Origin of the sequence: Thermodesulfatator autotrophicus (assembly GCF_001642325.1) — a bacterium.
GTDB lineage: Bacteria > Desulfobacterota > Thermodesulfobacteria > Thermodesulfobacteriales > Thermodesulfatatoraceae > Thermodesulfatator > Thermodesulfatator autotrophicus.
The window spans coordinates 30999-55675 of the sequence record NZ_LSFI01000010.1; the positions used below are offsets into that span (position 1 = coordinate 30999).

General features: G+C 44.0%; 26 protein-coding genes. 15 read left to right on the forward strand and 11 right to left on the reverse strand.

Annotated features, from left to right (window positions below):
• Window positions 1-3: 3 nt before the first annotated feature.
• Genes fliE through TH606_RS03215 form a run of 7 tightly spaced genes read left to right on the forward strand, consistent with a single transcriptional unit; the run spans window position 4 to window position 6009 of the window.
• Entirely contained in the window at window positions 4-294 is a 291-nt protein-coding gene (fliE, locus tag TH606_RS03185) for a flagellar hook-basal body complex protein FliE (protein WP_068541258.1), read from the forward strand.
• A 12-nt stretch (window positions 295-306) separates the two neighbouring features.
• Window positions 307-1920 (forward strand): flagellar basal-body MS-ring/collar protein FliF, encoded by a 1614-nt coding sequence (fliF, locus tag TH606_RS03190; RefSeq protein ID WP_068541259.1) that lies wholly within the window; start codon window positions 307-309, stop codon window positions 1918-1920.
• Window positions 1910-2923 (forward strand): flagellar motor switch protein FliG, encoded by a 1014-nt coding sequence (fliG, locus tag TH606_RS03195; protein ID WP_068541260.1) that lies wholly within the window; start codon window positions 1910-1912, stop codon window positions 2921-2923. The genes fliF and fliG overlap by 11 nt, the downstream gene beginning before the upstream one ends.
• The gene (locus tag TH606_RS03200) at window positions 2916-3731 is read left to right on the forward strand and encodes a FliH/SctL family protein (RefSeq protein ID WP_068541261.1); all 816 of its coding nucleotides are present in this window, start codon (window positions 2916-2918) and stop codon (window positions 3729-3731) included. The genes fliG and TH606_RS03200 overlap by 8 nt, the downstream gene beginning before the upstream one ends.
• Window positions 3712-5022 (forward strand): flagellar protein export ATPase FliI, encoded by a 1311-nt coding sequence (gene fliI, locus TH606_RS03205; protein WP_068541262.1) that lies wholly within the window; start codon window positions 3712-3714, stop codon window positions 5020-5022. Before TH606_RS03200 ends, fliI begins: the two co-directional genes overlap by 20 nt.
• Entirely contained in the window at window positions 5019-5459 is a 441-nt protein-coding gene (locus tag TH606_RS03210; RefSeq protein WP_068541263.1) for a flagellar export protein FliJ, read from the forward strand. Before fliI ends, TH606_RS03210 begins: the two co-directional genes overlap by 4 nt.
• Window positions 5446-6009: a MotE family protein gene (locus TH606_RS03215; RefSeq protein ID WP_068541264.1), complete on the forward strand. Its 564-nt coding sequence runs from the start codon at window positions 5446-5448 to the stop codon at window positions 6007-6009. Before TH606_RS03210 ends, TH606_RS03215 begins: the two co-directional genes overlap by 14 nt.
• A 149-nt stretch (window positions 6010-6158) precedes the next feature.
• Here the strand turns inward: TH606_RS03215 and TH606_RS03220 are convergent, their stop codons facing one another.
• The 7 genes from TH606_RS03220 to TH606_RS03255 form a co-directional block, all read right to left on the reverse strand.
• On the reverse strand, window positions 6159-6773 hold the full coding sequence (locus TH606_RS03220; protein WP_068541265.1) for a molybdopterin-guanine dinucleotide biosynthesis protein B: 615 nt from the start codon (window positions 6771-6773) through the stop codon (window positions 6159-6161).
• Window positions 6774-6775: 2 nt separating this feature from the next.
• The gene (locus tag TH606_RS03225; RefSeq protein WP_068541266.1) at window positions 6776-7642 is read right to left on the reverse strand and encodes a formate dehydrogenase subunit gamma; all 867 of its coding nucleotides are present in this window, start codon (window positions 7640-7642) and stop codon (window positions 6776-6778) included.
• A gap of 76 nt (window positions 7643-7718) precedes the next feature.
• Window positions 7719-8270, reverse strand: a complete 552-nt coding sequence (gene fdh3B / locus TH606_RS03230; protein WP_068541267.1) for a formate dehydrogenase FDH3 subunit beta — start codon at window positions 8268-8270, stop codon at window positions 7719-7721.
• A gap of 55 nt (window positions 8271-8325) precedes the next feature.
• Window positions 8326-11082 carry a formate dehydrogenase subunit alpha gene (locus tag TH606_RS03235; protein WP_082863487.1) on the reverse strand — a complete coding sequence of 919 codons (2757 nt, stop codon included), beginning with the start codon at window positions 11080-11082 and terminating at the stop codon, window positions 8326-8328.
• A 19-nt stretch (window positions 11083-11101) separates the two neighbouring features.
• Entirely contained in the window at window positions 11102-11284 is a 183-nt protein-coding gene (locus tag TH606_RS03245) for a hypothetical protein (protein ID WP_068541270.1), read from the reverse strand.
• A gap of 118 nt (window positions 11285-11402) precedes the next feature.
• Window positions 11403-12005: a TorD/DmsD family molecular chaperone gene (locus TH606_RS03250; protein ID WP_068541271.1), complete on the reverse strand. Its 603-nt coding sequence runs from the start codon at window positions 12003-12005 to the stop codon at window positions 11403-11405.
• A complete protein-coding gene (locus TH606_RS03255) occupies window positions 12006-13808 on the reverse strand; it encodes a 4Fe-4S binding protein (protein ID WP_068541272.1) in 1803 nt (600 codons plus the stop codon). It abuts the gene before it with no gap.
• Window positions 13809-14342: 534 nt separating this feature from the next.
• Between TH606_RS03255 and TH606_RS03260 the strand changes: the two genes are divergently transcribed.
• The 5 genes from TH606_RS03260 to ilvC all read left to right on the forward strand — a co-directional run bounded on the left by TH606_RS03260 (window position 14343) and on the right by ilvC (window position 19138).
• Entirely contained in the window at window positions 14343-14933 is a 591-nt protein-coding gene (locus TH606_RS03260) for a DUF6657 family protein (RefSeq protein WP_068541273.1), read from the forward strand.
• Complete coding sequence (larB, locus tag TH606_RS03265; RefSeq protein ID WP_157627850.1) at window positions 14930-15697, forward strand: nickel pincer cofactor biosynthesis protein LarB; 768 nt, start codon at window positions 14930-14932, stop codon at window positions 15695-15697. Before TH606_RS03260 ends, larB begins: the two co-directional genes overlap by 4 nt.
• A 1-nt stretch (window position 15698) precedes the next feature.
• Window positions 15699-16973 carry a nucleoside recognition domain-containing protein gene (locus TH606_RS03270; protein ID WP_068541275.1) on the forward strand — a complete coding sequence of 425 codons (1275 nt, stop codon included), beginning with the start codon at window positions 15699-15701 and terminating at the stop codon, window positions 16971-16973.
• A 286-nt stretch (window positions 16974-17259) separates the two neighbouring features.
• Entirely contained in the window at window positions 17260-18078 is an 819-nt protein-coding gene (locus TH606_RS03275; protein ID WP_068541276.1) for a PfkB family carbohydrate kinase, read from the forward strand.
• A gap of 70 nt (window positions 18079-18148) precedes the next feature.
• On the forward strand, window positions 18149-19138 hold the full coding sequence (gene ilvC / locus TH606_RS03280; RefSeq protein ID WP_068541277.1) for a ketol-acid reductoisomerase: 990 nt from the start codon (window positions 18149-18151) through the stop codon (window positions 19136-19138).
• A gap of 31 nt (window positions 19139-19169) precedes the next feature.
• Here the strand turns inward: ilvC and TH606_RS11475 are convergent, their stop codons facing one another.
• From TH606_RS11475 to ahbB, 3 genes are all read right to left on the reverse strand, one after another.
• On the reverse strand, window positions 19170-19589 hold the full coding sequence (locus TH606_RS11475; protein ID WP_157627851.1) for a hypothetical protein: 420 nt from the start codon (window positions 19587-19589) through the stop codon (window positions 19170-19172).
• A 180-nt stretch (window positions 19590-19769) separates the two neighbouring features.
• Window positions 19770-21056 carry a glutamate-1-semialdehyde 2,1-aminomutase gene (gene hemL / locus TH606_RS03295; RefSeq protein ID WP_068541280.1) on the reverse strand — a complete coding sequence of 429 codons (1287 nt, stop codon included), beginning with the start codon at window positions 21054-21056 and terminating at the stop codon, window positions 19770-19772.
• Window positions 21057-21067: 11 nt separating this feature from the next.
• The gene (gene ahbB, locus TH606_RS03300) at window positions 21068-21544 is read right to left on the reverse strand and encodes a siroheme decarboxylase subunit beta (protein WP_068541281.1); all 477 of its coding nucleotides are present in this window, start codon (window positions 21542-21544) and stop codon (window positions 21068-21070) included.
• Window positions 21545-21638: 94 nt separating this feature from the next.
• On the opposite strand from ahbB, the gene TH606_RS03305 reads away from it, so the two are divergent.
• Window positions 21639-22217: a Uma2 family endonuclease gene (locus tag TH606_RS03305; protein WP_068541282.1), complete on the forward strand. Its 579-nt coding sequence runs from the start codon at window positions 21639-21641 to the stop codon at window positions 22215-22217.
• Here TH606_RS03305 and TH606_RS03310 read toward each other — a convergent pair.
• A complete protein-coding gene (locus TH606_RS03310; protein ID WP_068541283.1) occupies window positions 22214-23143 on the reverse strand; it encodes a selenium metabolism-associated LysR family transcriptional regulator in 930 nt (309 codons plus the stop codon). The two genes, TH606_RS03305 and TH606_RS03310, sit on opposite strands and share 4 nt — an antisense overlap.
• Window positions 23144-23352: 209 nt before the next feature.
• Here TH606_RS03310 and yedE point away from each other — a divergent pair, with 209 nt between their 5' ends.
• Window positions 23353-24435, forward strand: coding sequence for a YedE family putative selenium transporter (gene yedE, locus TH606_RS03315; RefSeq protein WP_068541284.1), 1083 nt, complete (start codon window positions 23353-23355; stop codon window positions 24433-24435).
• Window positions 24436-24447: 12 nt separating this feature from the next.
• On the forward strand, window positions 24448-24654 hold the full coding sequence (locus tag TH606_RS03320; protein WP_068541285.1) for a sulfurtransferase TusA family protein: 207 nt from the start codon (window positions 24448-24450) through the stop codon (window positions 24652-24654).
• Window positions 24655-24677: the final 23 nt, after the last annotated feature.

Sequence of the window (24677 nt, forward strand, 5' to 3'; positions counted from 1 at the left end):
GCTATGAAAATTAACGGCTTGGGAAACCCTTACGGCCTGAAAAATTTACCTGTCCAAAAGGAGCCTGCTACCAAGGGGAATTTCATGGAACTCCTTAAGCAGGAGGTAGCCTCAGTTGATGCCGCGCAAAAGGTGGCGGCGGAAAATCTCAGGGCCTTTGCCGCTGGAGAAAACCCTGACCTTATGGCCTTAACCCTTTCTCTTACCAAGGCAGACCTATCTTTTCGGTTCTTGCTCCAGGTGCGCAACAAAGTGCTTCAGGCCTATGAAGAAGTTATGCGAATGCAACTTTAACGGAGGATAAAAATGGCTTTTCCTGCCCCGAGAGAAGTTTTAAATCAGCTTAAGGAACTCTGGCAGGGACTTTCCCGTGAGCAACGTCTGGCCGCCATAGGGACGGTGTTACTGGTAACCCTTGGCCTGTTAGGTATGATTTATTACGCCAATCGCACTGATTGGGGCCTTCTCTACAGAGGTCTTCCTGAGGACCGGGCGGCCCAGGTTATAGAGTTTCTTAAACAGGAGAAGATTCCCTATAAGGTAGAAGGAAACGGGGCCATAAAAGTGCCTAAAGACAAAGTGCCAGAGGTCCGCATGGCCCTTGCCAGTCATGGGATATTGACTCCGGATGTAACGGGCTTTGAAATATTTGACAAGAATCAACTGGGAGCTACGGATTTTCTGCAAAGAGTAAATTACCAGAGGGCCCTTGAGGGCGAACTTGCCCGCACTATCATGAGCCTTTCCGAAGTGGAGGTTGCCAGAGTCCATCTGGCTTTACCTAAAGAAAGTGTTTTTATTGAAGACGAAAAACCTCCTAAGGCCTCAGTTTTCCTGAAATTGAAAAACGGCCAGCACTTGAACAAACGAGAAGTAGAGGGAATTGTTAATCTGGTAGCCAGCGCAGTGCCAGGCCTTACCCCTGAACACATCACCGTGGTGGATACCAAAGGTCGGGTACTTTATAGACCGGAGTCTCCTGAGGAGCGCCTTGACGCTGATCAGATTGCCTACCGCAAAAAGCTGGAAGAGATCTATCAGGAAAAAATAGAATCTCTTCTGGCGCAGGCCCTGGGGCCAGGGCACGCCATTGCCCAGGTCTCTGTGGATGTGGACTTTACCAAAGAGGTCAGAAAAGAAGAAACTTACGATCCTGAAGGTATCGCCATAAGAAGTGAATTAAGTGAAGAAAGTCAGAAAGAGGGCGGAAGTGAAGGAGGAATACCGGGGGTTAAAGGAGCACTGGCTAACAAAGTAGAAGGAAATACGCAGAGTTTTTCGCAAACCCAGCGAGAACTTAAAAAAAGCCTTACCAGGAATTACGAAGTAAGTAAGGTGGTGCGTCAGCAAGAGTTTGTTCCTGGGAGTATTAAAAAGATATCAGTGGCTGTTTTGCTTGACGAAGCTGTCCTGAAAAAGGGATCTCCCAAAGGTGAGGCCCAGGCTGCTACCAGTTTGACAGAAGAACGCCTGGCCCAGGTAGAGAAACTGGTTAAAGGGGCCATTGGCTATGACCCTGACCGGGGAGACAAGGTAGAAGTGAGCGTCCTTCCCTTTGAGGGACTGGAAGAAATAAAACCAGAGTCTGCCTGGCTTTCTTACGCAGATAAATTTGCCAGACCTTTGATTGAATTCCTTGTTATACTTCTTTTCTTGCTCCTGGTTATACGGCCGGTGCTCAAGACTTTTCTCAAGCGTCTTGAACCCGAGCCAGAGCCTCTACCAGAAGAAGCCTTACCAGAAGGTGAAGAAGAAGCCCTGCCCGAAGAGGAACCCACTCCTCTGCCTCAGGAGATTGCCCTTAACATTATTCACAATCAGCCCGAGCGGGCAGCGGTGCTGGTCAAACGCTGGCTAGCAGAAGAATCAGAGGAAGAACGGCAAAAAGTCTTAAAGGAGGCTGAAGCCAATGCCCACTAAAATAGACCCTGACAATTTAACCGGTCCACAAAAGGCGGCTATTTTTCTCCTAACCATGGGAGAGGAGTTTACCGCCGAGGTCTATAAATATCTTTCAGAAGAAGAGATAAAGCGCATAGGTATAGAAATGGCAAGACTTGATTATATTCCTTCTGAGGCGGTTAAGAGGGTGCTTGATGAGGCCAACATGGAAAGCCGCGAATTACTGGCCGACCTTACCGTTTCTCCAGACGAGTTTTTACAGCAAAGTTTAGTTAAGGCTTACGGTGAAAAGGGCAAAGAGATATACGAAGAGATCCGCCAGGAGCTTGGGCCAAAAGTTTTTGAAAAGCTCCGTCGGCTGGACCCAAGAACTATTGCCAACTTTTTACGCAATGAGCATCCCCAGACTATAGCCATTATTTTGGTTCATCTTGATGCTGATTTAGCCGGCCAGGTGCTGGCTTATCTTCCAGAAAAACTGCGCAGTGAAGTGGTTTTCCGTATTGCCGAGCTTGATAAAGTTGATCCGGAAATCATTCAGGAGATAAGTACAGCACTAGAAGAAGAACTTGAAGCTGTAGGCGGTACTTTTAGCAAAAAACTTGGTGGGGTAGAAAGGGCTGCCGAAATTCTTTCCCACGTAAGTCGTGACCTTGAAGAGGAAATCCTTTCAGAAGTGGAAGAAGAAAATCCCAACCTGGCTGAAGAGGTACGCAAATATCTCTTTACCTTTGAAGACCTCCTCAAGGTGGATGATACTGCTATCCAGGCCATACTAAAAGAAATTTCTACCGAGGACTTAAAGTTGGCCTTAAAGACGGCCTCAGAAGAACTGCGTGAAAAATTCTTTAGCAATATGAGTGCCCGGGCAGCCCAGCTCCTTAAAGAGGACCTTGAAATTATGGGGCCAGTTAGAGTGGCTGATGTAGAGGCTGCTCAGCAAAATATCATCAAGGTGGCTAAACGCTTAGAACAGGAAGGAAAAATAGTCTTGGCTGTAGGGGAGGACGAGTTTGTCTAAGATAATAAAAGGCGAGAGAGTAAAAATTTTTAAGTTTTTTATGCCTGAATCCCAGGAAGAAAGCTTTAATTCTTTTGCTGAACTTTTGCCTGAAGAGGCCTGGGAGGAGATAGAAAAGACCCGTAAAGAACAAAGAGAAAAAGAAGAAGTTGAAGGACCTCCTTTAGCCAATGAAGCTGAGGCTAAGCCTGCTGGCGAGGATTTATTAGAAGAACCAGAACAAGACCCGGAGCCCTTTGATATTTCTCAGCTTTCCCTGGAAGAACTTTTAAAACATCCTGAAATTTCTAAAAAGATTGCTCATTTGGAGCAGGAGGCCTATGAAAAAGGTTTTGCCCAGGGGCAGAAAGATGGGGCGGCTCTCGGTAAAAAGCAGTACGAAACCCTTACCCATCGTCTTTCAGCCTTGCTTTCAAGCATTGAAAGAGAGATTGAAGGGCATGTTCTTGCCCTTGAACCACAGCTATTTTTAATGGTTAAGACTATAGTTTCTGAAATTATTCGCCACGAAGTAAGCCTTAATCCAGAGGTAATAAAAACTTCCTTGAGAGAGGCCCTTTCACACGTGGTTGACCAAACCCGGGTAAAAATCCATTTAAACCCTGATGATATGGAATTTATAGAAGACATAATGTTCTCGGTAAAAGAGGAATTTTCCCGTCTTAAAGATTTTGAAATTGTTCCTGATACCAATGTGGGGCGAGGGGGTTGTATTCTTGAGACAGATTTTGGCTTGATTGATGCCACCCTTGAGCGCCGCTTTAGAGAAGTTTTTGCGAGATTAAGCGATGAGGGCACCAGATCTTAGCCAATTTTTAAACCTGGTTAAAGATATAGAACCCGTCTCAGTTTGTGGCCAGGTCAAAAGGGTAGTGGGCCTGGTAGTAGAGGCTCAGGGGCCTAATGTAAGTGTAGGGGGACTTTGTGAAATAGAAGTCTCAAACGGCAAAAACATACTGGCAGAGGTGGTTGGTTTTAAAGATGAACGAGTCTTACTTATTCCTTTTGCTGACCCAAGGGGAATAGAGCCAGGTAGTAAGGTTTACTGGCGTCGTGAAAGCGGAGTAAGGGTGGGAGAAGCCCTTTTAGGACGAGTTATTGACGCTTTAGGTGAGCCTCTTGATGAGAAAAAGTTACCTCCTTTGAAACACATTTATCCCATTCATGCCGAGCCTTTAAAACCCTTTGAAAGGGCACGTATTGAAGAGCCCCTTGACGTGGGGGTTCGGGCTATAAATGCTCTTTTAACCGTAGGAAAAGGCCAGCGGATAGCCATAATGGCTGGTTCTGGGGTAGGGAAATCTACCCTTCTTGGCATGATGGCGCGCCATACCAAAGCTGACGTAAATGTTATTGCCCTTATTGGTGAACGTGGTCGTGAAGTGCGGGAGTTTCTGGAAAGAGACCTGGGAGAAGAGGGATTAAAGCGCTCAGTGGTGGTAGTAGCCACTTCTGACCAGCCCCCACCTTTAAGATTAAGGGGGGCTTATCTGGCCATGGCGGTGGCGGAATTTTTTAGAGACCAAGGAGCTGATGTGCTTCTCATGATGGATTCTTTAACCAGGTTTTGTATGGCTGGCCGTGAGGTAGGGCTTGCCATAGGAGAGCCGCCAACAGCCAGGGGATATACCCCTTCAGTTTTTGCCGCTCTACCAAGGCTCCTTGAAAGACCTGGTCCAAAGGCCGGAGGAGGAAGTATTACCGGCATATTTACCGTGCTGGTAGAAGGAGATGATTTTAACGAGCCAGTAGCTGATGCCGTGCGGTCTATTGTAGATGGCCATATTTGTTTAACCAGAGAGCTGGCTCATCAAGGGCATTATCCAGCCATTGATATTTTACAAAGTATCAGCCGGGTAATGAAGGACATTGTTTCTAAAGAACAAATAGAAGCCGCCAAGGAGCTAGTCAATATTCTCGCTATTTACCGCAAGGCAGAAGATTTAATCAATATTGGCGCCTATGTTAAAGGTAGTAATCCTCAGATAGATAGAGCCCTTAACAAAATAGAGGCTATAAACCGCTTTTTACGTCAGGGAGTAGATGAAAAAGCTGATTTTGAAACCAGCGTCAAGATGCTTAAAGAGGTGGCTAAATGAAAAAACCGACCAAGGCTCTAAAGACTCTCCTCTGGGTTAGGGAGCTCAAGGAGACCCAGGCCCAGCAGGAATTTCAAAGGGCGCAACAAGCTCTTATGGAGCTTAAAGAAATGTTAAAAGATATTACCGAAAAACCTAAAGAAATTTTTCATAAAATGGAGGGAAAAACCCTAAGTGGGGCTGACGTACAGTTATTTTATCACTATGTAGAGCAACTTTTGGAAGAAAAAGAGAGAATTGAAGGGATTCTTAGTCGTAAAAGCAAAGACGTGGAAGAACTGAGAAAAAAGGCCCTTAAAGCCTATCAGAAGCGGCGGGTGGCGGAAGTCCTATGGAACAGAGCTAAAGAAAAATATCTTAAAGAACTTCTGGAAAGTGAAATGAAGACAGTAGAAGATATTGTCATAGTGAGGAGAAGGCACCATGAAAACTTCTAAACTGATGTCTCTTGTTTTAATCCTCGCCTTCATAAAATTTATCTTGGCGGGAACGTATTTCTTTTTATTTCATCAAGGAAAATTTTCACTGGGGCTATCTGAAGCCAAAGCTGAGGCCAAGGCCAAAGTTGAAAAGGAAGATATTTTTTCCTGTCCCAAAGCCCTTTATGAAGCTTTAAGGATAGAGAAGGAACGTTTAGCCAAAGAAAAGGAGGTTTTATCACAAAAAAAAGAAAAACTTGCCCTTATGGAGAAACAAATTCAGAGGAGATTGGCGGCCCTTGAAAGTTTGAACGAAGAAGTAGAGCAGAAACTAAATGAACTGAAAACCATTAAAACTAAACGTTTTAAGCTTCTTGTAGGGGCCTATGGTAACATGAAACCATCTAAAGCCGCTAAACTATTAGAAGCAATGGAACCAGATATGGCTATAAAGATTCTTTCTGCCCTTAAGACCGAACAGGTAGCCCGTATCCTTTCAGCCATGCCACCTGAGAAAGCGGCTTCTCTGGCGGAATCTCTTTCGGGCCTTCCTCCTCGTGAGATGTAATCAAGGTGGTGACTAAAGAGGACTAGAAGGTGTCATTGTGAGGCCTTGAAAAAGGCCAAAGCAATCCCTGGCAAACTTTACTGGTATCCTTAGGTAACTTCATTATAAGGGCTTACGAAGGGACCAAACTTATTAAAGATGGTTATTTTTTAAATTCGCACTTTTATTAAAATCTCGCGGGCATTTTCTGTCATCTTAAGGCGGCTAATAAAACCTTCTATAACACCAGCCAAGGTTTCTCGGACGTATCTTTTTAAAGGAATGCGTCTCCCATTTACAAAAAGTACCGCACTAATATCTTTTCTGGTGGTTTTTATTAAATGTTCTTCAATGAAGCTCGCTATTTCTTTTATGTTTTCAAGAGAAAAGTTTTTACCATTAATTACTGGATAATCAGAAATAGAAGCAAGAAGTCCTGATACCTTTCCTTTGAGACTTTTTTCATAAAGGCCCTTTTTTAATACCTCAAGTTTGGGCAAACGGTCAATGTGGGCAAAACCATCAGCTATCACTAAATCATAGCCATCAAAAATGCGGTTTATCAAAAAGTCAAAATTTTCATTATCTACCTCTTGTTCTAAGAATAATCTTCCAAAAGAAAGGCGGGCCACCGCCGAAACCTCAAGAGGCGTCAACGGCTCCTCAGGAAGTTTTTCTTCTTTTAAGAGGCCTATTTTGTAGCCACGCCTCTTGAGTTCGGCGGTTATATCGGCAATAAGCTCCTGTCTTTCTTCACAGCCAATGAAAGCAATGGCCGGGACCATTATTAAGCCTTTTTCTTTAGTTTTTCATAATATTTGCTGTGCAGTATGGAAACTTCATCGGCAGATTTATAACCGGTGATCATACTCCAGAGAGCACCCTTAATCGCTATCATGGACATGTAAATGTGAGTGAAGAAAAGGGCTACAATGGCTATGCCCAATAACATGTGGAGCAAAGTATAAAGCCGAAGGGTTTCAAGAGAAGTGTTAAAGAGATAGATGTAAAACCCAGTAAAAAGCATGAAGCCCCCGCCCAAGGTAGCCAGCCAGAACCACATCTTTTGCCCAGCGTTATATTTTCCCGCAGGTATAGGACGTTTCTTTTTACTTAGATAACCCCCCAGGATAAGAAACCATTTGATGTCATAAGGGGCAGGAAGCATGTCTTTTAACCACATGAGAAACATGGGCACAACAGTTATTCCAAAACCAAAGGCAGAGATAAGGTGGACATAACGGCAGAATTTGACAAAGCTACCGCCTCCAAAAACATTAGCAAATATTATGATAAGTCCAGTGAATACCAGGAGAGAGAAAAAGAGAGCAGCTAACCAGTGAATAATTCTGGCAAAAACATCGTAATAAAGAATTTGTTCCCCTTCATGGGAAAACTTTTTAGGACCTATGATGAGATAATGCAGGAGAAAAACAGACGGCACTCCTATCACAACCAGCAAATATACAGGCTTCATTTTTGTGACATACTCAATGAATAAAGGAGCATTTTTAGCCCAATCTCCCACAATGGCGTTATAGAATCCATACCAGATGTCAATAAGATAGGCTTTGGCCGGGGCTGTTTGGGCAAAGGCAGTGTCAGCCAGAGCGCCTATTATGAACAATAACCCTAAAAAAATTTTTTTATTCATAACCTAACCCTCCTCAAAAAATTGGGGGCTTTTTAAAGCCCCCAATTCTATAAATTTCTTTTAAATTTGCTTAAAATTACAAATTAGCAGCACCACGCTTGGCTACCCTTTGGGTATATATTTCAGAAATGACTTCAGAATCTCCAGCAAGCAAGGCCTTGGTTGAACACATACCTGCGCAAAGAGGAACTTTACCTTCAGCAATACGGTTTTGACCGTAAAGCTGTTTTTCCTGTTCGCTGAAGGTGGGAGCTGGTCCGCCAGCACAAAAAGTGCATTTATCCATTACGCCGCGAGCACCAAAAGGACCGGACTTGGGAAACTGAGGAGCACCAAACGGACAGGCCATAAGGCAATAGCCGCAACCAATGCACTTGGTTTTATCATGAAGCACTATACCGTCTTCTCGTTTGTAAATGCACTTTGTAGGGCAGACAGCCATACATGGTGCGTCAGAGCAGTGCATACAAGCAATGGAAATACTTTTTTCGCCAGGTTTCCCTTCATTTACAATTACCACCCGGCGGCGGTTTACTCCTATAGGAAGATGGTGGCCTTCTTTACAAGCTACCACACAACCATAACAAGCGATGCAGCGTTCTGTATCGCAAATGAATTTCATCGCCATAATATTGCCTCCTTTTTAAAGGTTAAAAGGGCAGGGAAACCCTGCCCCTTTTCTTTTAGGCTTTCTTAATTCTACACAAGCACTCTTTTGTTCCCTGAATCTGTGTCTTTATGTCATAGCCGTAGTTGGTAACTATGTTGGCAGGCTCTCCAATAGCGTAAGGTTCAAAGCCCTGCGGATAATTGCTGAGCATGGAGCGTCCCATAAACATGCCGGAAAAACTATAAGGGATAAAGATGGTCTTGTCATCAACGCGCTCAGTCACCTTGACCTTTATTTTTATGCGTCCGCCCTCTGGAGATTCAATCCAGACCATCTCTCCGTCACGCAGGCCATAGTCATTGGCAAGACGCGGATTGATTTCCGCATAAACTTCAGGCATGAGTTCAGCTAAATACTTATTACTTCTGGTTTCGTCTCCACCACCCATGTGTTCAACCACACGACCGGTGATAAGCACAATGGGAAACTCCTTAGCCAGTTCTGGCTTTTGTTCACTTTTGTAACGAGTGTAAACCCGGTAGTGGTCAGGTTTATCCGGATAAGTGGGGTATTTTTTAATAAGGTCTGGACGTGGTGAGTGTAGCGGTTCGCGGTGCTTGGGTACGGGGTCAGGGAAGTTCCAGCAGTAACAACGGGCTCTGGCATTTCCAAAAGGAGCCATGCCGCGTTTGATGGCTTCTTTAATGACGTTTTTATCCGTCTTCCAGCCTGGAAATTCAGGGTAACCACCCATAATCTCACTGCCGGGGTTGGCTACCCCCTCAGCGGCCAGGAGGTTTTCTTTGCGGCCATCGGGATAGGTGTACTCCGTGCCAAAGCGGGCCCTGAAGGGGAGACCACCTTTGGCCACTGGTTTGGAGATATCGTAAAGAATAGGTGTGCCAGGATGATCTTCCGTCCAGCAGGGCCAGGGTAAGCCGTAGTATTCACCATCACAGGGGCCACCTTTGGCCTGTAAGGTGTCAATGTCAAAGGTGTGCCAGTTGTCGGTATGCTTCTTGATGCGTTCTGGTAACCAGCCACAAAGCCCGATAGTTAGACAGCCGTTGGCAATTTCACGGGTAATGTCTTCAGGGATTTTCTTAATGTTTTTATAGAATTTATCCGCAAAGCCAAAGCGCTTTACGAATTCTTCCATGATTTCATAATCAGTTTTGCTGTCATAAACGGGGTTGACTACCTTGTAGCGCCACTGGGCCTGACGGCAGCTGCTGGTAACAGAGCCTTCAGTTTCATACTGTGAGGTTGAAGGCAATACATAAACATTATCTTTTTCGCACATAGCGGCCGTAGTATTAAAAAATGGGTCTATTACTACTACCAGGTCAAGCTGTTCAAAGGCCTTTTTGACTTTGTGATACTGAGAGATTGACTGTGAAGAAATTCCCCAGAAAACAACGGCTTTTATAGGCGTATATTGGGTGATTTTATCTTCCTGAATTACTCCTTGATACCAGCGGGCTAAGGTAAATCCAGGTTTATTCATATATTTTTTGTTGTAAAAGCGGGACTTTATCCACTCGTAATCTACTCCCCAGACTTTGCACCAGTGTTTCCAGGCCTTATCAGAAAGGCCGTAGTATCCCGGAAGAGAGTGGGATAGTACACACATATCTGTAGCGCCCTGGACGTTATCGTGGCCACGGAAGATGTTGGTTCCGCCACCAGATTTACCCATGTTACCGAGCATTAACTGGAGGATACAGCAGGCACGGGTGTTGGAACTGCCAATGTGATGCTGGGTTATACCCATACACCATATTACCGTTCCAGGACGGTTATCAGCCAGGAGCTTGGCAATGCGTACTACTTCTTTAGCCGGCACTCCGGTAATGTCTTCTACCACTTCAGGGGTATAGTGAGAGGCTTCTTTTTTGAGCTCTTCAAAACCAGCCACCCTGGTGCGCACAAATTCTTTATCGTACCAATCATTTTGAATTAATTGATTAATTAACCCCATAAGAAAGGCCGTATCTGTTCCCGGGCGAATGCGCACGTAGTCTGTGGCTTTAGCGGCAAGTTTGGTAAAGCGAGGGTCAACCACTATTACCGGCGCGTTGTTTACCTCTTTGGCGTAAAGTATATACTGCATGGCCACTGGATGGGCCTCAGCAGCATTTGAACCTATAAAGAAAAGGAGTTTGGAATGACGAATGTCATTAAAATGATTGGTCATAGCCCCGTATCCCCACGTGTTGGCCACCCCGGCCACTGTGGTGGAGTGTCATATACGGGCCTGGTGATCTATGTTGTTGGTGCCCCAGAAGGCGGCTAATTTGCGCTGTAGATAGGCCATCTCAGTGGAAACTTTGGCACTTCCATTCCAGTGGACAGCGTCAGGGCCGTATTTTTTACGAATATCAAGTAGTTTGCTACAAATCTCATCCATGGCCTGTTCCCAGGAGATTTTAACCCAGCGTCCGTTCTGCCTTTTCAGAGGGTACTTAAGACGCTTTTCACTATTAACCATGTCAATAGCACCTGCTCCCTTACAGCAATGGCCACCACGAGAAACCGGATGATCCTGAGCGATTTCCTGCCTTACCCAGACGTCGTTTTCTACTTCGGCGTAAATCCCACAGCCTACGGAACAGTAAGTGCAGATGGTGCGGACAATTTTGGACTGGCTGTAAGGCGATTTTTTGGCCTTGGCTTCAGCCTCTTTGGTTAAACGGCCACTTAAAGCCAGGCCAGTTAAAGCTGTAACTGCCGCGGCGATCTTCATAAAAGAACGCCGGGCAACCTTGGGGTTTAAAGTAAACTTTCTTCCAGACGGGGCCTTCCTGGAGATTATTTTTCTGGCCGCCATGAAAACACCTCCTAGTTTTTTATCTTCTTAGAGTTTCGTAATACTTACGAAAAGCCTCGGTTTCACGATAAAGGACTTCATTTTGAGAACTGCTCTTGACCTTTTGGGCCCGGGTTTTACTTGACCCCAAAGCCAAGGCCGCTCCCGCCATAACCATTACTTTTTTGATAAACGAACGCTTACCATCATCTACTTTTGGCATAAAAACCTCCTTACCTTTTTAATAGCCTTCGTGCCCACAAAGGGCACAATCAAAAGTATAAAAATTCTCTCTTCTGCCCCTCCGAAAGGAGGGGAAAACATACCTTCATTTTAGAAATTTATTTTTCAACTAGAAATCTCTTTTCGAGCTCTAAATAATACTTCAACACCTTGGCACATTTTTGATAAAAATAGGCTTTTTCTTCAGAAGTGAGTCTTTCATACGCCCCTTCCGCACAAGGTAATAGAAAATCTTCAAAAATAGTTTCTAACCATTTTGGGTATATATTACTTGTAGAAGAATTTTCAATTAAAGTTGTCATTAAATCAAGTAAAAAAATCAGGGAATCTTCTGGTTCTTTAAAGTTTTCTGTTCTTGTTATTCCTATTTCGTTTAAAATTTTACGTAATTTAGCTAAAGTAGGGCCAATGGCTTTTCCATCTATAATATAAGAAGCCGTTAGAACCAGAGGTTTTTCCCTGGCAGGGTTCACAAAGAGTTCATAATATTCATCTTGTAACTCTTTGGGAGAAGTTTCTCTTAGAAATTCTTTTAAATCTAACAACGCTTCGTCTAGTGGTTCAAAGTCAGTTTGACCGGCTATTTTTTCAAGTACTTTGAGCCAGGTCTCTCTCTTTTCAGGAGTGGGTTCCTCCCAAAACAGAGATTTCAAAAAATCAAACATGAATACACGAGCGCGGTCTATTTCTGAAAGTGTCATTTAAACTCCTTTTTCAAGCATTTTTATAGCCCGGCAGTCTTCACAGAGGTCAAGCATTTCTTCTATTTCTTTAAAACGTCCTTGGGCTTTTAAGAGTTCTTTTACTTTTTCCACACTCTTTTTCGTGGCAAAAACTTTGCCACATTCAGGGCAGCGGGCGGGTTCACTCTGGGCAAGAGTTTTGGCCTCAAGAAAACTTTTTTCTAAACGTAAGCCTTTAGTTAAGGTGAGCACTTTTTCAGGGCAGGTTTCCACACAGGCGCCGCAAGCTATACACTCAACAGGAGTGAACAGCAGGGCAAAGTTTTCTTCATCTGCCGCCAGAGCCTCTATACGGCATACGTTTAAACAAGCTCCACAAAGTGTACAGCCCTCTTTACAGTTTATTTCACCGAAATATGCATGTTCTATAACTATGGGAGTTTTTTCTTCTAAAGAAAGGAAAAAAGCCAGGAGTTCTTTGAAAACCCCTCGCCTATTTTTTATTCCTTCGGGCAAAGAGAATATTCTAGTCACAGGATTTTTAGAAGGGCTTTTAAGGTCAATTTTTTTGAATTCTTCAGGTGAAATTATTCTAAACGGTTTTTCTCCGCTGAAATGACAAGCAAGTTCATTGGCCAGGGCTAATTCTTTATCAATGGCCTTGTTTTTTTCGCCAACCAAATATACTTCACTTGCTCCCCTGGCCCAGAGGTATAAAAGATGTGCGCTATTTAAGGCACCAGGTATTCCGTATTCAATAAAAATGTTTTGAGGGAACTTTTCCTGGTTACGAAACCACCAGAAATTTCTAAGGTCTTCTTCTTGAGCTAGAATAATTCTCTGATCTTTGATGGGGAGTTCTGCAAAGTATTCAAAAAAACTCTGGTCTTCAAAAGGAGAAAAAACCAGAGCCCCCGTAGGGCAAATGCTTATACAGGTTCCACAGCCAATACATTTGAAGTGGTCTATCTGTATGCCGTCTTCTATTTCTTTTATAGCTTCTTCTGGGCAGGCATCAAGGCAAAGGATACAACCTGTCTTTAGATAACTTATGTGCTGACAATTTTTGGGAATTAATTTGACCAGTTCAACTATTTCGTGTTCACCCTGAAGGGCTAGAAGTTTGTCAAAATTTTCAAAGAAAAAGATGCCTTCTTGATTTTGAGGGGGTTCTATTGGGGTTTCTTCTAAAAAGAGCAAATAGGGTGCTTCAAGTTCTACGCTTTCAAAGCGGTTAAAGTCTATAGCCTCTTTAGGGCAGATTTTTACGCATTCAAGGCAAAGGTCACAGCGGGTGAAATCTATTTCAAGGTCAGGAAGTAAGGCCTCTTTCGGGCAACCTGGCCCACAAGCCCCGCAATAATCGCATTTTTCTTCGTCAATGGGAAGTCGCCTGATGAATTCAACTAGGTATTTTCCTTTCTCTTCAGAGATCTTTATTTCCTGGGCTACAGGATGAATAAGTGAAGGTGTTCCCAGAGAAATGGTAAAAATGTCTAAAAGTCCACCGTATATATGCTCAAAACGGGTTAGTTTTTCAGGATCTTTGGAAAAAACTATAATTTTGCCTTTCTTATTTACGGTGTAAGATTTGACCCAATTTTCTTCAAAGCGCTTTTTTTCTAGTAAAGCCAGCGTTTCGAGAAAGCCTTTATCAAAGGAGCCTAGAGAGGCATTAACTTTAAGAGAAGGGGAAAAGAGGTGGGTTTCATCAGGGATTTCATTTGAAAAAGCTCCGACCAGTAGATAATCAGAAGGCGTATCTTCTGTTTCTGTTAAAGTTAACGAATTTTTCTCTTTTTTCAGGAAAAATTTTTTCATAGTTTATAGGTTAAATAATACCCCTTTTTATTTTGTCAATGAGCATAATAGAGCTTATTTATCAATCTAGTAAATTTTTTTTCGAAAAATAAGTGGATACTTTTTGGTCCGTAATCCTTTTTGAGCCTTTGCAAAAGTATTTAATTGACTCCTTAATCTCTCCTTAAGACTTCCTGAGGCTGCTTCGTCGCGCCTACGCGCTCCTCGCAGTGACAAAAGAAAAAAAGCTCTTCGCAGTGATAAAGTGGGAGTGCTTCTCGTGGTAACAATAGTAAGATGTCATTGCGGATCCTTTCTCTTACCCGTCATTGCGAGCCATTCACCATCCCCGTCATTGCGAGCCATTCACCACCCCCGTCATTGCGAGCCACGAAGTGGCGAAGCAATCCTTCTCGCAAGGCGACACGTTCGCCGTGGCGATCTTGATTTGATGTTTTAGAATTTGACAAAGGTCTCTTTTTAGTCCGGGCGTCTTGTTGACGCTTTTAGCGGAATTACTATGTTTTATAAATCTTAAAAATTTAAGGAGGGCCTATGGGAGATGAAATAAAAAGTGCCTTGGAAATAGCCCTTGAAAAGGCGGAAAAAATAGGCAAGGCTTCAAAGGAAGAACTTCGCCAGGAAAAACTTGAAAAAGAAGGTCGCCGCCTGGCGGCTCGTTTTTTACAAGAAAAAGACTTCAATCTTTTAAAAGCACTAGCTGAAGTTCCCTCAGAAGACAAGCCTGTTGTTTTACGCGCAGCGGTTGATACCCTGGTGCGCAATATTGTTTTTCCACGAGACGAGTTGACTTTAAAAGAAATAGAAAAGGCTCTAAAAGGGCTTGAAACCATTTTTATTGATTTTCCTCAGGTGAGAGAACTTTCTGCAGAGATAAAAAAGTTACTTACACTTTATTTACAGCAACAGAAACAATTGTTTGAGCAATTTAAAATGCAATTCCAGAGTCAGATGGGAGAGATTGAAGAGGCCCTTAAACAGCAGTATGGCCAGGCTGTTAAGATTGAGCCAGAAATGCTTCCGCAGTTTCAGGAAGAGTGGGGAAAGGTTAAAGGGCAACTTGATGCTCAGTATCAGCGCCAGCTTGATTACCTGAAAAATCTTTTTTACAAAATGCTTCCCTGATGAGAGATAAACTCCGGAAAATTCTTGAAAACTTTGCCAAGGGCAAAATCAGCCTTGAAGAAGCTGAAGAGGCCTTAGCCCTGGCTCCCTTTGAAGATCTAGGTTTTGCAAGGCTTGACCATCACCGAGGGGTTCGCAAACATTTTCCTGAAGTTATTTACGGCCCTGGTAAAACCGTAGAAGAACTTACAAAAATCTGTGCGTCATTTTTAGAAAAGAAACTTCCTCTTCTTGTTACCAGGGTAGAGCCTTCAAGGGCCGAAATATTACTCCAAAAATTTCCCAGGCTTTCCTATTCACCAAGAGCTAGGCTTATCTATTTCCTGCCAGAAAAAACCGAAGCGAAGGGCTTTATTCTTATCGCCTGTGGTGGTACAGCTGATCTTCCAGTAGTTGAAGAGGCTCGCATTTGTGCCGAGGCCTTTGGCAACAAAGTGGAAGTTATCGTTGATGTAGGCGTGGCTGGCGTGCACCGCCTGGTGCCAGAGCTTCCCAAATTGCGCCGGGCCCGGGTTATTATCTGTGTGGCTGGCATGGAAGGAGCTCTTCCCAGTTTACTGGCAGGGCTGGTTGATACGCCGATAATAGCTGTGCCCACCAGTGCCGGGTATGGGGCCAATTTTCAGGGGGTTGCTCCTCTCCTTACCATGCTAAATTCCTGTGCGGCAGGAGTAGCGGTGGTGAATATAGACAATGGCTTTGGCGCAGCTTACCTGGCAAGCCTTATAAATCAGCTTCCTGAAAGGGTCTTTTCCCGTGCGTAAAATGGCCATAATGAATCGCATCTGGTTCTACCTCATTTTGTTGGCTGTTTTGGCGGCAGCTTATAACCAATCTATGGAGGCCGTTACCAAAGTTTCTTTTGATGCCGCTAAAACGGCGGTAAATCTTGCTATTGGCCTCATCGGAGCTATGACTTTGTGGCTTGGCATTATGAAAGTGGCTGAAGAGGCTGGCCTTTTGGAAATTATTTCCCGCAAAATAAGGCGTATTTTAGTAAAGCTTTTTCCGAATGTCCCGCCTACTCATCCGGCTATGAGTGCCATGGTGATGAATATCTCTGCTAATATGCTGGGCCTGGGGAACGCCGCTACTCCTCTGGGTATAAAAGCCATGATGGAACTCCAGAAGCTTAATCCCCATCCTGAACGGGCCACCCATGCTATGTGTCTATTCCTGGCTATCAATACCTCAAACGTTACCCTTCTTCCCCTAGGGGTTATTGCCGTGCGGGCAGCGGCCGGGGCATCTGAACCTGCCTCTATTATTTTCCCTACTATTTTTGCGACAAGTTGCTCAACTTTAGCCGCCATATTAGCAGCTAAACTTCTGGCCAGGGTAAGTGGCCCTGAGCCCCTTCCTAAAATTGACCTTGAAGAAAAAGAAGAAGACCAGAAAAACCATTCTTCAAAGGAATTAGCTTTTATTCCCAAAGGTGAGAAGTATTTTTTGCTCTTTGTCATGTTGGCCTTTTTGGGGCTTCTATTTTATCGTATCTGGCAGTCTCCTACACCAGATACTTTACGGGAGATTATTTCCTTCTGGATTGTGCCGGTTTTAATGCTAGGCTTGCTCCTTTTTGGCTATTGGCGCGGAGTCCCAGTATATGAAAAGGCCTGTGAGGGCGGCAAAGAAGGCTTTCAGGTAGCGGTAAGAATTATTCCTTTTCTGGTGATGATTCTTGTAGCTATTGCCATGTTTAGATCTTCAGGGGCCTTTAATTATTTGGCCCAGCTTTTAAAACCCATTACTGGTCCCTTGGGTTTTCCGGCAGAGGTTTTACCAGTGGCGATTCTTCGTCCCCTTTCAGGTTCTGGGGCCTTTGGCCTCATGAGTGAGATTGTGGCTCGAGCCCCTGATAGCTTTGCTGCCTATCTGGCTTCAACTATCCAGGGCTCTACTGAGACGACTTTTTACGTCTTGGCCGTCTATTTTGGAGCCATAGGCATAAAAGACCCTCGTTATGCGGTCTGGGCAGCTCTTTTTGCCGACTTTGTCGGTGTGGCCGCCGCCTTTTTTATCTGCAAGCTCACTTATTAAGACCTTTGCAAAATATTTTAATGACAGTTTTTTATTTCTAAGCCTGCTTCGCTTGTTCCGAGCAGAGAGAGGGTATCTTCACAATGACTGGCCCACTTTGTCACTTGCGAGGCCTGGTTAGAGGCCGAAGCCATCTCAACTCTACAATGTCAGAGACTGCTTCGCTCGCTGACAAAAAAGGATGTCATACGTTTGCCGCGAGTAAGTAGGCTCCAGACAATATTTTGTCATTTTAAAATACAGATTAATGATGACAAAGTGATTATAGGTTCTAATAATTTTCTTTATGGCGCGTTATTTACTTTTGGGACATTTAACCCGTGACCTTTACCCTGGTTATTTTCTTTACGGCGGGGCAGTTCTTTATGGTGGGCTTTTAGCCAGAAGATTTGGTTTTGAGACCTGGATAGTTACCGCTTCGGCGGAAGAAGATTTAAAACATATCTTTCCTGAACTTAAGTTCTATAACTTTAAGGCCAGAGAAACTACTATTTTTGAAAACATTGAAACCCCTTCAGGGCGACGTCAAAAGGTATATGCCAGGGCACCAGCTATCCCTTTAAAAAAGGTTCCTAGGGCGTTGCGCCGGGCTGAAATCGTACACGTGGCCCCTATTATTGATGAAGTTAATCCTGCTGAACTCAGCCTGTTTGAGACGAAATTTTTGGTCTCTAATCCTCAGGGGTGGTTTAGAGAAGTTTTGCCTTCAGGAGAGGTTAGACCCAAAAGGCCGGAGGTGCACTTCTGGCCTTATTTCAAGGCGCTGGTAGTTAGTGAAGAGGATCTTAAAGCCTGCCAGGATATTCTGCCTTTGATTCGTAAAAAAACCGAAAATCTCGTAGTTACTATGGGTAAAGCTGGAGCTAAGCTTTATACTGAAAATGAAGAATACTTTTCAAAAGCGCCTTTTGTTCCCAAAGTGGTTGATACTACCGGGGCAGGAGATGTTTTTGCTACAGCCTTTTTTGCTATGCTTTATGTTAGCGGAAAACCCAAAGTAGCCCTTGAGTTTGCCATGTGTTTAGCGGCTATTTCCGTTACCCGGAGAGGCCTTGCCAGTGTGCCCACTTTAACAGAGATAAGCCGGTGTTTGGAAAAGCCCTAAAAATTTAAAGACAGATTTTTTTATCTGTGTTATCTAAACTGCTAAATCAGTAAGCTTAAGGAGGCCGGACATGAAAATTTATTACGATCAGGATGCTGATCTTTCTTATCTTGAAAATCAAACTATTTGTATCCTGGGTTATGGTAGCCAGGGGCATGCCCACGCCCTAAACCTGCGTGATAGTGGCTTGAAAGTTATTGTTGGGCTTCGCAAAGGTGGGGCAAGCTACGAGAAGGCCAAGGCCGATGGCTTTGAGCCTCTAGAGCCAGCTGAGGCCTGCGCCCAGGCAGATGTCATCATGATGCTTGTGCCTGATCAGGTTCAGCCTGAAATTTACGAGAAGGCCGTTAAGCCTAATCTAACGGCGGGCAAGATGCTTATGTTTGCCCACGGTTTTAACATTCATTTTGGCCAGATTGTTCCCCCGGCGGATGTTGATGTGACCATGGTAGCTCCCAAAGGGCCGGGGCATCTGGTGCGCCGTGAATACGAAAGGGGTGCAGGGGTCCCTTGCCTGATTGCAGTTGAGCAGGATGCCACTGGGAAGGCCTTTAAAAGGGCCCTGGCTTACGCCAAAGGCATAGGCGGCGCCAGAGCTGGCGTTCTTGAAACTACCTTTCGTGAAGAGACTGAGACTGACCTTTTCGGTGAGCAGTGCGTGCTCTGTGGCGGAGTCACGGCTCTTATTAAAGCCGGCTTTGAAACTCTGGTTGAGGCAGGTTACCAGCCAGAGATTGCCTACTTTGAGTGCTTACACGAGCTAAAACTTATTGTTGACCTTATTTACGAAGGCGGCTTATCTTACATGCGTTATTCCATCAGTGATACAGCGGAGTACGGTGACCTTACCCGCGGCCCGCGGATTATCACCGAAGATGTCAAAAAAGAAATGAAGCGCGTGCTAGAAGAGATTCAATCTGGCCGCTTTGCCAGAGAGTGGATTCTTGAAAACCAGGCTAACCGCCCGGTGTTAAATGCCCTTAGACGCCGTGAGGCCGAACACCAGATTGAAGAAGTTGGAGCCAAACTCAGGGCCATGATGCCCTGGCTTAAAAAATAAATTTTAAAGGCCTTCCCGTTCGGGAAGGCCTTTAAAGTAAGTTGAAGCGCCTTAATATTTCTGTCAGCTCAGAGTCAGTTTTTGACTTTTCCCTTAATACTTCAATAAGAGTTTTTAGCTTTCCCTCTCTTTCAAGGTATTCTAAGGTTTCTTCTCTCGCTTTTCTAATAATAGTTCTTCTATCCCAATAGGCAAAACCTATTACCGCTACCGTAATAGTAGTAAATATGGCAGTAATTATCCATAAAAAAGTCATTATCTGTTCAAACCTGGCGTTCATATCAGCACATAACTCATCTATACGCTTGTTAATGTCATCAAAACGTCTATTAATGTCTTCAAAGCGTTTGTTAATGTCTTCAAAACGTTTATTAAAATCTTCAAAAACGTTTATTGGTAGATTTTTTAAACTCTTTAAATTCTGCTTCCAAAACGGCTTGTCTTTTTTCAATGTCCAATAATTTTTTATAGATCATTTCATTGGTTACTTTGAACCCGTCCTCAGCGGAAGCGACTCCATTAAGAAAGAATAAAAATAAGAAGAAAATAAAAAATCTCTTCATCTTAAAGTTCCCACACTTTTTTATAGAAATACAATATAAACTAAATTTTGGCAAAAATTCTGGATATTTTAAGCTACTATGGCAAAGGCTTCTCTTGCCGCTTCAATAGTGTGGTCAATTTCTTCTTCAGTATGAGCTAGCGATACAAAAGCAGCTTCAAACTGAGAAGGTGCCAGATACACTCCACGGGCAAGCATCTCCCGCCAGAATTTTCCGTAACGCTCAGTGTCAGAGCCTGCAGCGTCAGCAAAGTTTTTAACTTTTCCTTCACGGAAAAAGCAGGTCATCATGGAGCCAACGCGGTTAAAAGTAACCTTGGCTCCGGCTTCTTTAGCTGCTTCAGCAAGACCCTGAGCAAGTCTCTGAGAAAGGGCTTCCAGGTATTCGTAAACACCAGGCCGCATAAGAACCTTAAGCGTAGTAATGCCTGCGGCTACGGCAATAGGGTTCCCTGAAAGGGTGCCTGCCTGGTAAACCGGACCTTCAGGGGCAATGTGAGCCATGATTTCAGCTTTACCGCCGTAAGCTCCTACTGGAAGCCCCCCGCCAATAATTTTTCCTAGGCAGGTAAGATCAGGTTCTACGCCGTAAAGTCCCTGGGCTCCCGCCAGGCTTACCCTGAAACCGGTTATAACCTCGTCAAAAATGAGCAAGGCCTCATATTTTTGGGTAAGTTCTCTTAACCCTTCTAGAAAGCCTGGTTCTGGCGGGACAACGCCCATATTGCCGGCAATGGGCTCAACTATTACACAGGCAATTTCTTCGCCCATTTTTTCAAAGGTTTCTTTTACAGCGTCAAGGTCATTGTAAGGCAGAGAAATGGTGTTTTGGACAATCTCTTCTGGCACGCCTGGGCTTCCAGGAATACCCAAAGTGGCAACTCCTGAGCCAGCCTTTACCAGGAAGGAATCAGCGTGGCCGTGGTAGCAGCCATCAAACTTTACGATTTTTTTGCGGTTGGTAACCCCGCGCGCCAGGCGCACAGCGCTCATGGTGGCCTCTGTGCCAGAGTTTACCAGCCTTACTTTTTCTATAGAGGGAAATATCTCGCAAATGAGTTCGGCAAGTTCTACCTCTCCCCAGGTGGGGGCCCCAAAGCTTGTGCCGTTTTCCGCCGCAGCTTGAACTGCAGAGACCACTTCTGGGTGTGCGTGCCCGAGAATAAGTGGCCCCCAGGAAGCCACATAGTCTATATATTCCCTACCGTCAGCGTCAATCAAGAAAGGCCCGGTGCCAGCGCTGAAAAACACCGGGTCTGCCCCTACAGACTTGCAGGCCCTAACCGGAGAATTAACCCCTCCAGGAATTACCTCTTTGGCCTTTTCAAAAAACTTTTGAGACAATATACCAGCCATTTTTACCCCCTTTAAATTTCTTCAGAAAAATAACGCCGCATGCGGCGCACTATCTCTTTTTTGGTAAAAAGAAGTTCGTAGTCTTTAAGGGCAAGCTCTTCTGTCAGTTTTTTGACCAGGTTCAGGCATTCATCTTCGCTTTTGGCGTGAATCATGGTGTAAAAGTTATAAGGCCAATCAGGCGCGGTTTCCCGTACGTAACAATGGGTTATAAAAGGAAAGCCTGCACATTTTTGGCCTACTTCATTTAAGCGCTCTTGAGGCACTATCCAGGCCACCATTACATTTCCTTTAATACCAGCCTGGTCATGCCGAATGGTGCCTCCCAGGCGCCTTATGATTCCTTTTTCTTTGAGTTTTTTAATTCGTGAAAAGAGCTCTTCTTCAGAAATTCCAAGTTCATCGGCTAAGGCCTGATAGGGTCTTAAGGTAAGGGGGAGGCCTTCACTTAAGGCGGCTATTATTTTTTTGTCTTTATTATCAAGCATGAAAAATTTTATAGCAGAATTTCAGGGACAGGCCAATCAATAATGAACGCCTTAAAGCCATAATGTGCTATAATTGTCAAAAAAGGAGGTGCTTATGGCATATCCTGCTTCTAAAAAAGATGGTTTTACTTATCAGGATTATCTTTCCTGGCCTGATGACGAACGCTGGGAAATTATTGACGGTAGGGCTTATAACATGAGCCCGGCTCCATCACTTAAACACCAGAATATTGTCAGTAACTTACATATCAAACTTAAAACCCATCCCGAAAATCCATGTTACACGGGTATTGCGCCTACAGACGTGGTTTTTGACGAAAGAAATGTAGTTCAGCCAGATGTCTTTGTGGTCTGTGACCAGAGCAAATTAAAAGAAACCCATGTAGCTGGTGCCCCTGACCTGGTTATTGAAGTGATTTCTCCTTACACCGAGATAAAAGACCGCCGTGAAAAGCTAAAGCTTTATGAGAGCTTTGGTGTAAGAGAGTATGTAATTGTTTATCCTGACCGTGAATATGCCGAAGTTTATCGCCTGAAAAATGGCAAATATCCTGCTCCTGAAATTATAAATTGGGATGAATTGCTGGAGTTAGAAACTATAAATCTGAAAATCCCTCTATGGGAAATTTTTGAAAAGACTCCACCTGAAAAATCCAGGGAAGAAGCAAGCTAACAAGTATTTTCTAACTGTGAAATAGAATTGGGAAATTCTTTTAAAAAGTCAATAAATATTTGTGCAAGTGGGGCTAAAGTCTTTCTAGAGGGATAAATCAGGTAAAAGTGTCTTTTGATAGCTAAGTCTTCAATATTTATCTTTCTTAGAACTCCTCTTTCAAGGTCTTCTTGCACAGCTCTTTCTGAAATAAAAGAAGCCCCCAGCCCAGCTTTAACGGCCTGGCGCACGGCTTCTGTTGAGCCAAGCTCAGCTACGATATTTAAGCGCTGGGGAGAAATGCCTAGCTTTTTAAGCATGTTCTGAGTGGTAATCCAGGTGCCAGAACCTTTTTCTCTTGTGATAAGCGGGATACTTGGAATTTCTTCTACAGTAATTTGTTTTTTTTGAGCTACCTCGTGCGGATAGTCTTTATGGATAACGAAGATTATTTCATCCTGACAGATGGGTTTAAAATGTAGTTGGTGAGGCATTACTTTAGCCCCGATTATACCTAACTCTAGCTCTCCCTTTACCACCCCTTCGGCTATGACTTTAGTGTCTGCAATTTGAAGATTTATCTTAATCCTGGGAAATTTCTGGTTAAAACGGTAGAGAACAAAGGGTAATATGTATTGACCGGGAATAGTGCTTCCACCAATTCTTAGTTTCCCTTTTTGCCCGCCTTTGTAGGAATGTATTTCCCTTTCAAACTCTTCCCACAAACGCAAAATGTGTTTGGCATATCTATGAAGAAGGAGCCCTGCAGGAGTGGGTTTTATCTCTCGGGTATGGCGGTCTATAAGGGGAACTTCGTAATATTCTTCTAGCTGTTTGATGTGGCCTGATACCGTGGGTTGCGTGAGATAGCAGAGTTCGGCAGCTTTGGAAAAGCTCCCTGTCTCAATTACTTTGACGAAAACTTCAAGTTTTTTAAGGTCAAACACGATTAAATCCCTCTCTTTCAATCTATTTAAATAACATAAAGAAAATTGGCAATACTATCAGGTTTGCCTGTCCCTCTTTAATTTAGTTGTTATGGATTCCTTCTATGAAGAAGCCAAGATTTATGGGAAATTCCAATTTGTATTATTGGCTAATTTTAATATCATTTTCGTCAATATAATTTTTAGAGCTTGTTTTCAAAGGGGGCGTTATGAAAAGAAATATCTTTGCCACTACTTTAGGGATTGTTTCAGTGGGAGTAATTATTGGCATCCTTGCACCTCTTCTTCAAAAGTTGGGGAACCCCGGGAACATGGGTATTTGTGTGGCTTGTTTTATAAGAGACATTGCCGGCTCTCTTGGGCTTCATCGTGCGGCTGTAGTTCAATACCTGCGTCCAGAAATCCCCTCTTTTGTTTTGGGTTCCTTTTTAGCGGCTATGATATTTAAAGAGTTCAGGCCGCGGGGAGGCTCTGCCCCTATTATCAGATTTTTTCTCGGCTTTTTTGCTATAATAGGTGCTCTTGTTTTCCTTGGTTGCCCATGGAGAATGTTTTTACGGCTTGCTGGTGGTGACTTAAACGCCATTTTTGGCCTTATAGGGCTAGTCACAGGAATTTCCATAGGGGTGTTCTTTTTTAAACGGGGTTTTGACCTGGGACGAACTCAGCGTTTGGGCTGGGGGGCTGGTTTGGTGTTTCCTGTGGCTATGGCTGCTCTTCTGCTTTTAAGGCTCGTTTTTCCACCTATTCCCGGTGAACCTAAAAGCGGGGTGCTCTTTTATAGCATCAAAGGCCCTGGAACCATGTTTGCCCCTGTATTTATTTCTATAGGAGCAGGTCTTTTAATAGGAATTATCGCCCAGAGGAGCCGATTTTGTACCATGGGTGCTTTTAGGGATTTAATTCTTTTCAGGCAGGGGCATCTTTTTTATGGTGTTTTAGCTTTGCTATGTACGGCATTCGTTGTGAACTTGATTTTAGGCCAGTTTCATCCTGGCTTTCCTGGCCAGCCAGCCGCTCATACCCAGGCCTTCTGGAACTTTGCCGGTATGATGCTGGCAGGTCTGGCCTTTGCCTTAGCTGGTGGCTGTCCTGGCAGGCAGCTTTTCCTTTCAGGTGAGGGAGATACAGACGCTGCTATCTTTGCCCTGGGCATGCTTGTGGGGGCGGCTTTTGCCCATAATTTCGCCATGGCCGCTACTCCTAAAGGTATTGCTCCTCACAGTATGGCAGGGGTTATCATTGGTTTAGTCTTTTGCGTAACTGTTGGTCTAACTATGAGAAGAAAGTAGAGGAGGGTGTATATGAACACTGTAGACGCAAGAGGGCTTTCTTGTCCTCAACCCGTCTTACTAACCCTTGAAGCTATTGAAAAGTTGAAGGAAGGGGAACTGGTAGTTCTGGTAGATACCGAAGCTGCCAGAGAAAATGTAAGCCGGGCTGTAACTTCTAAAGGTTGGCAGGTTAAAGAAATAATTGAAGAAAACGGTGAATATAAACTTATAACATAGTGTTTCGTCAACTGTGTCCGCAG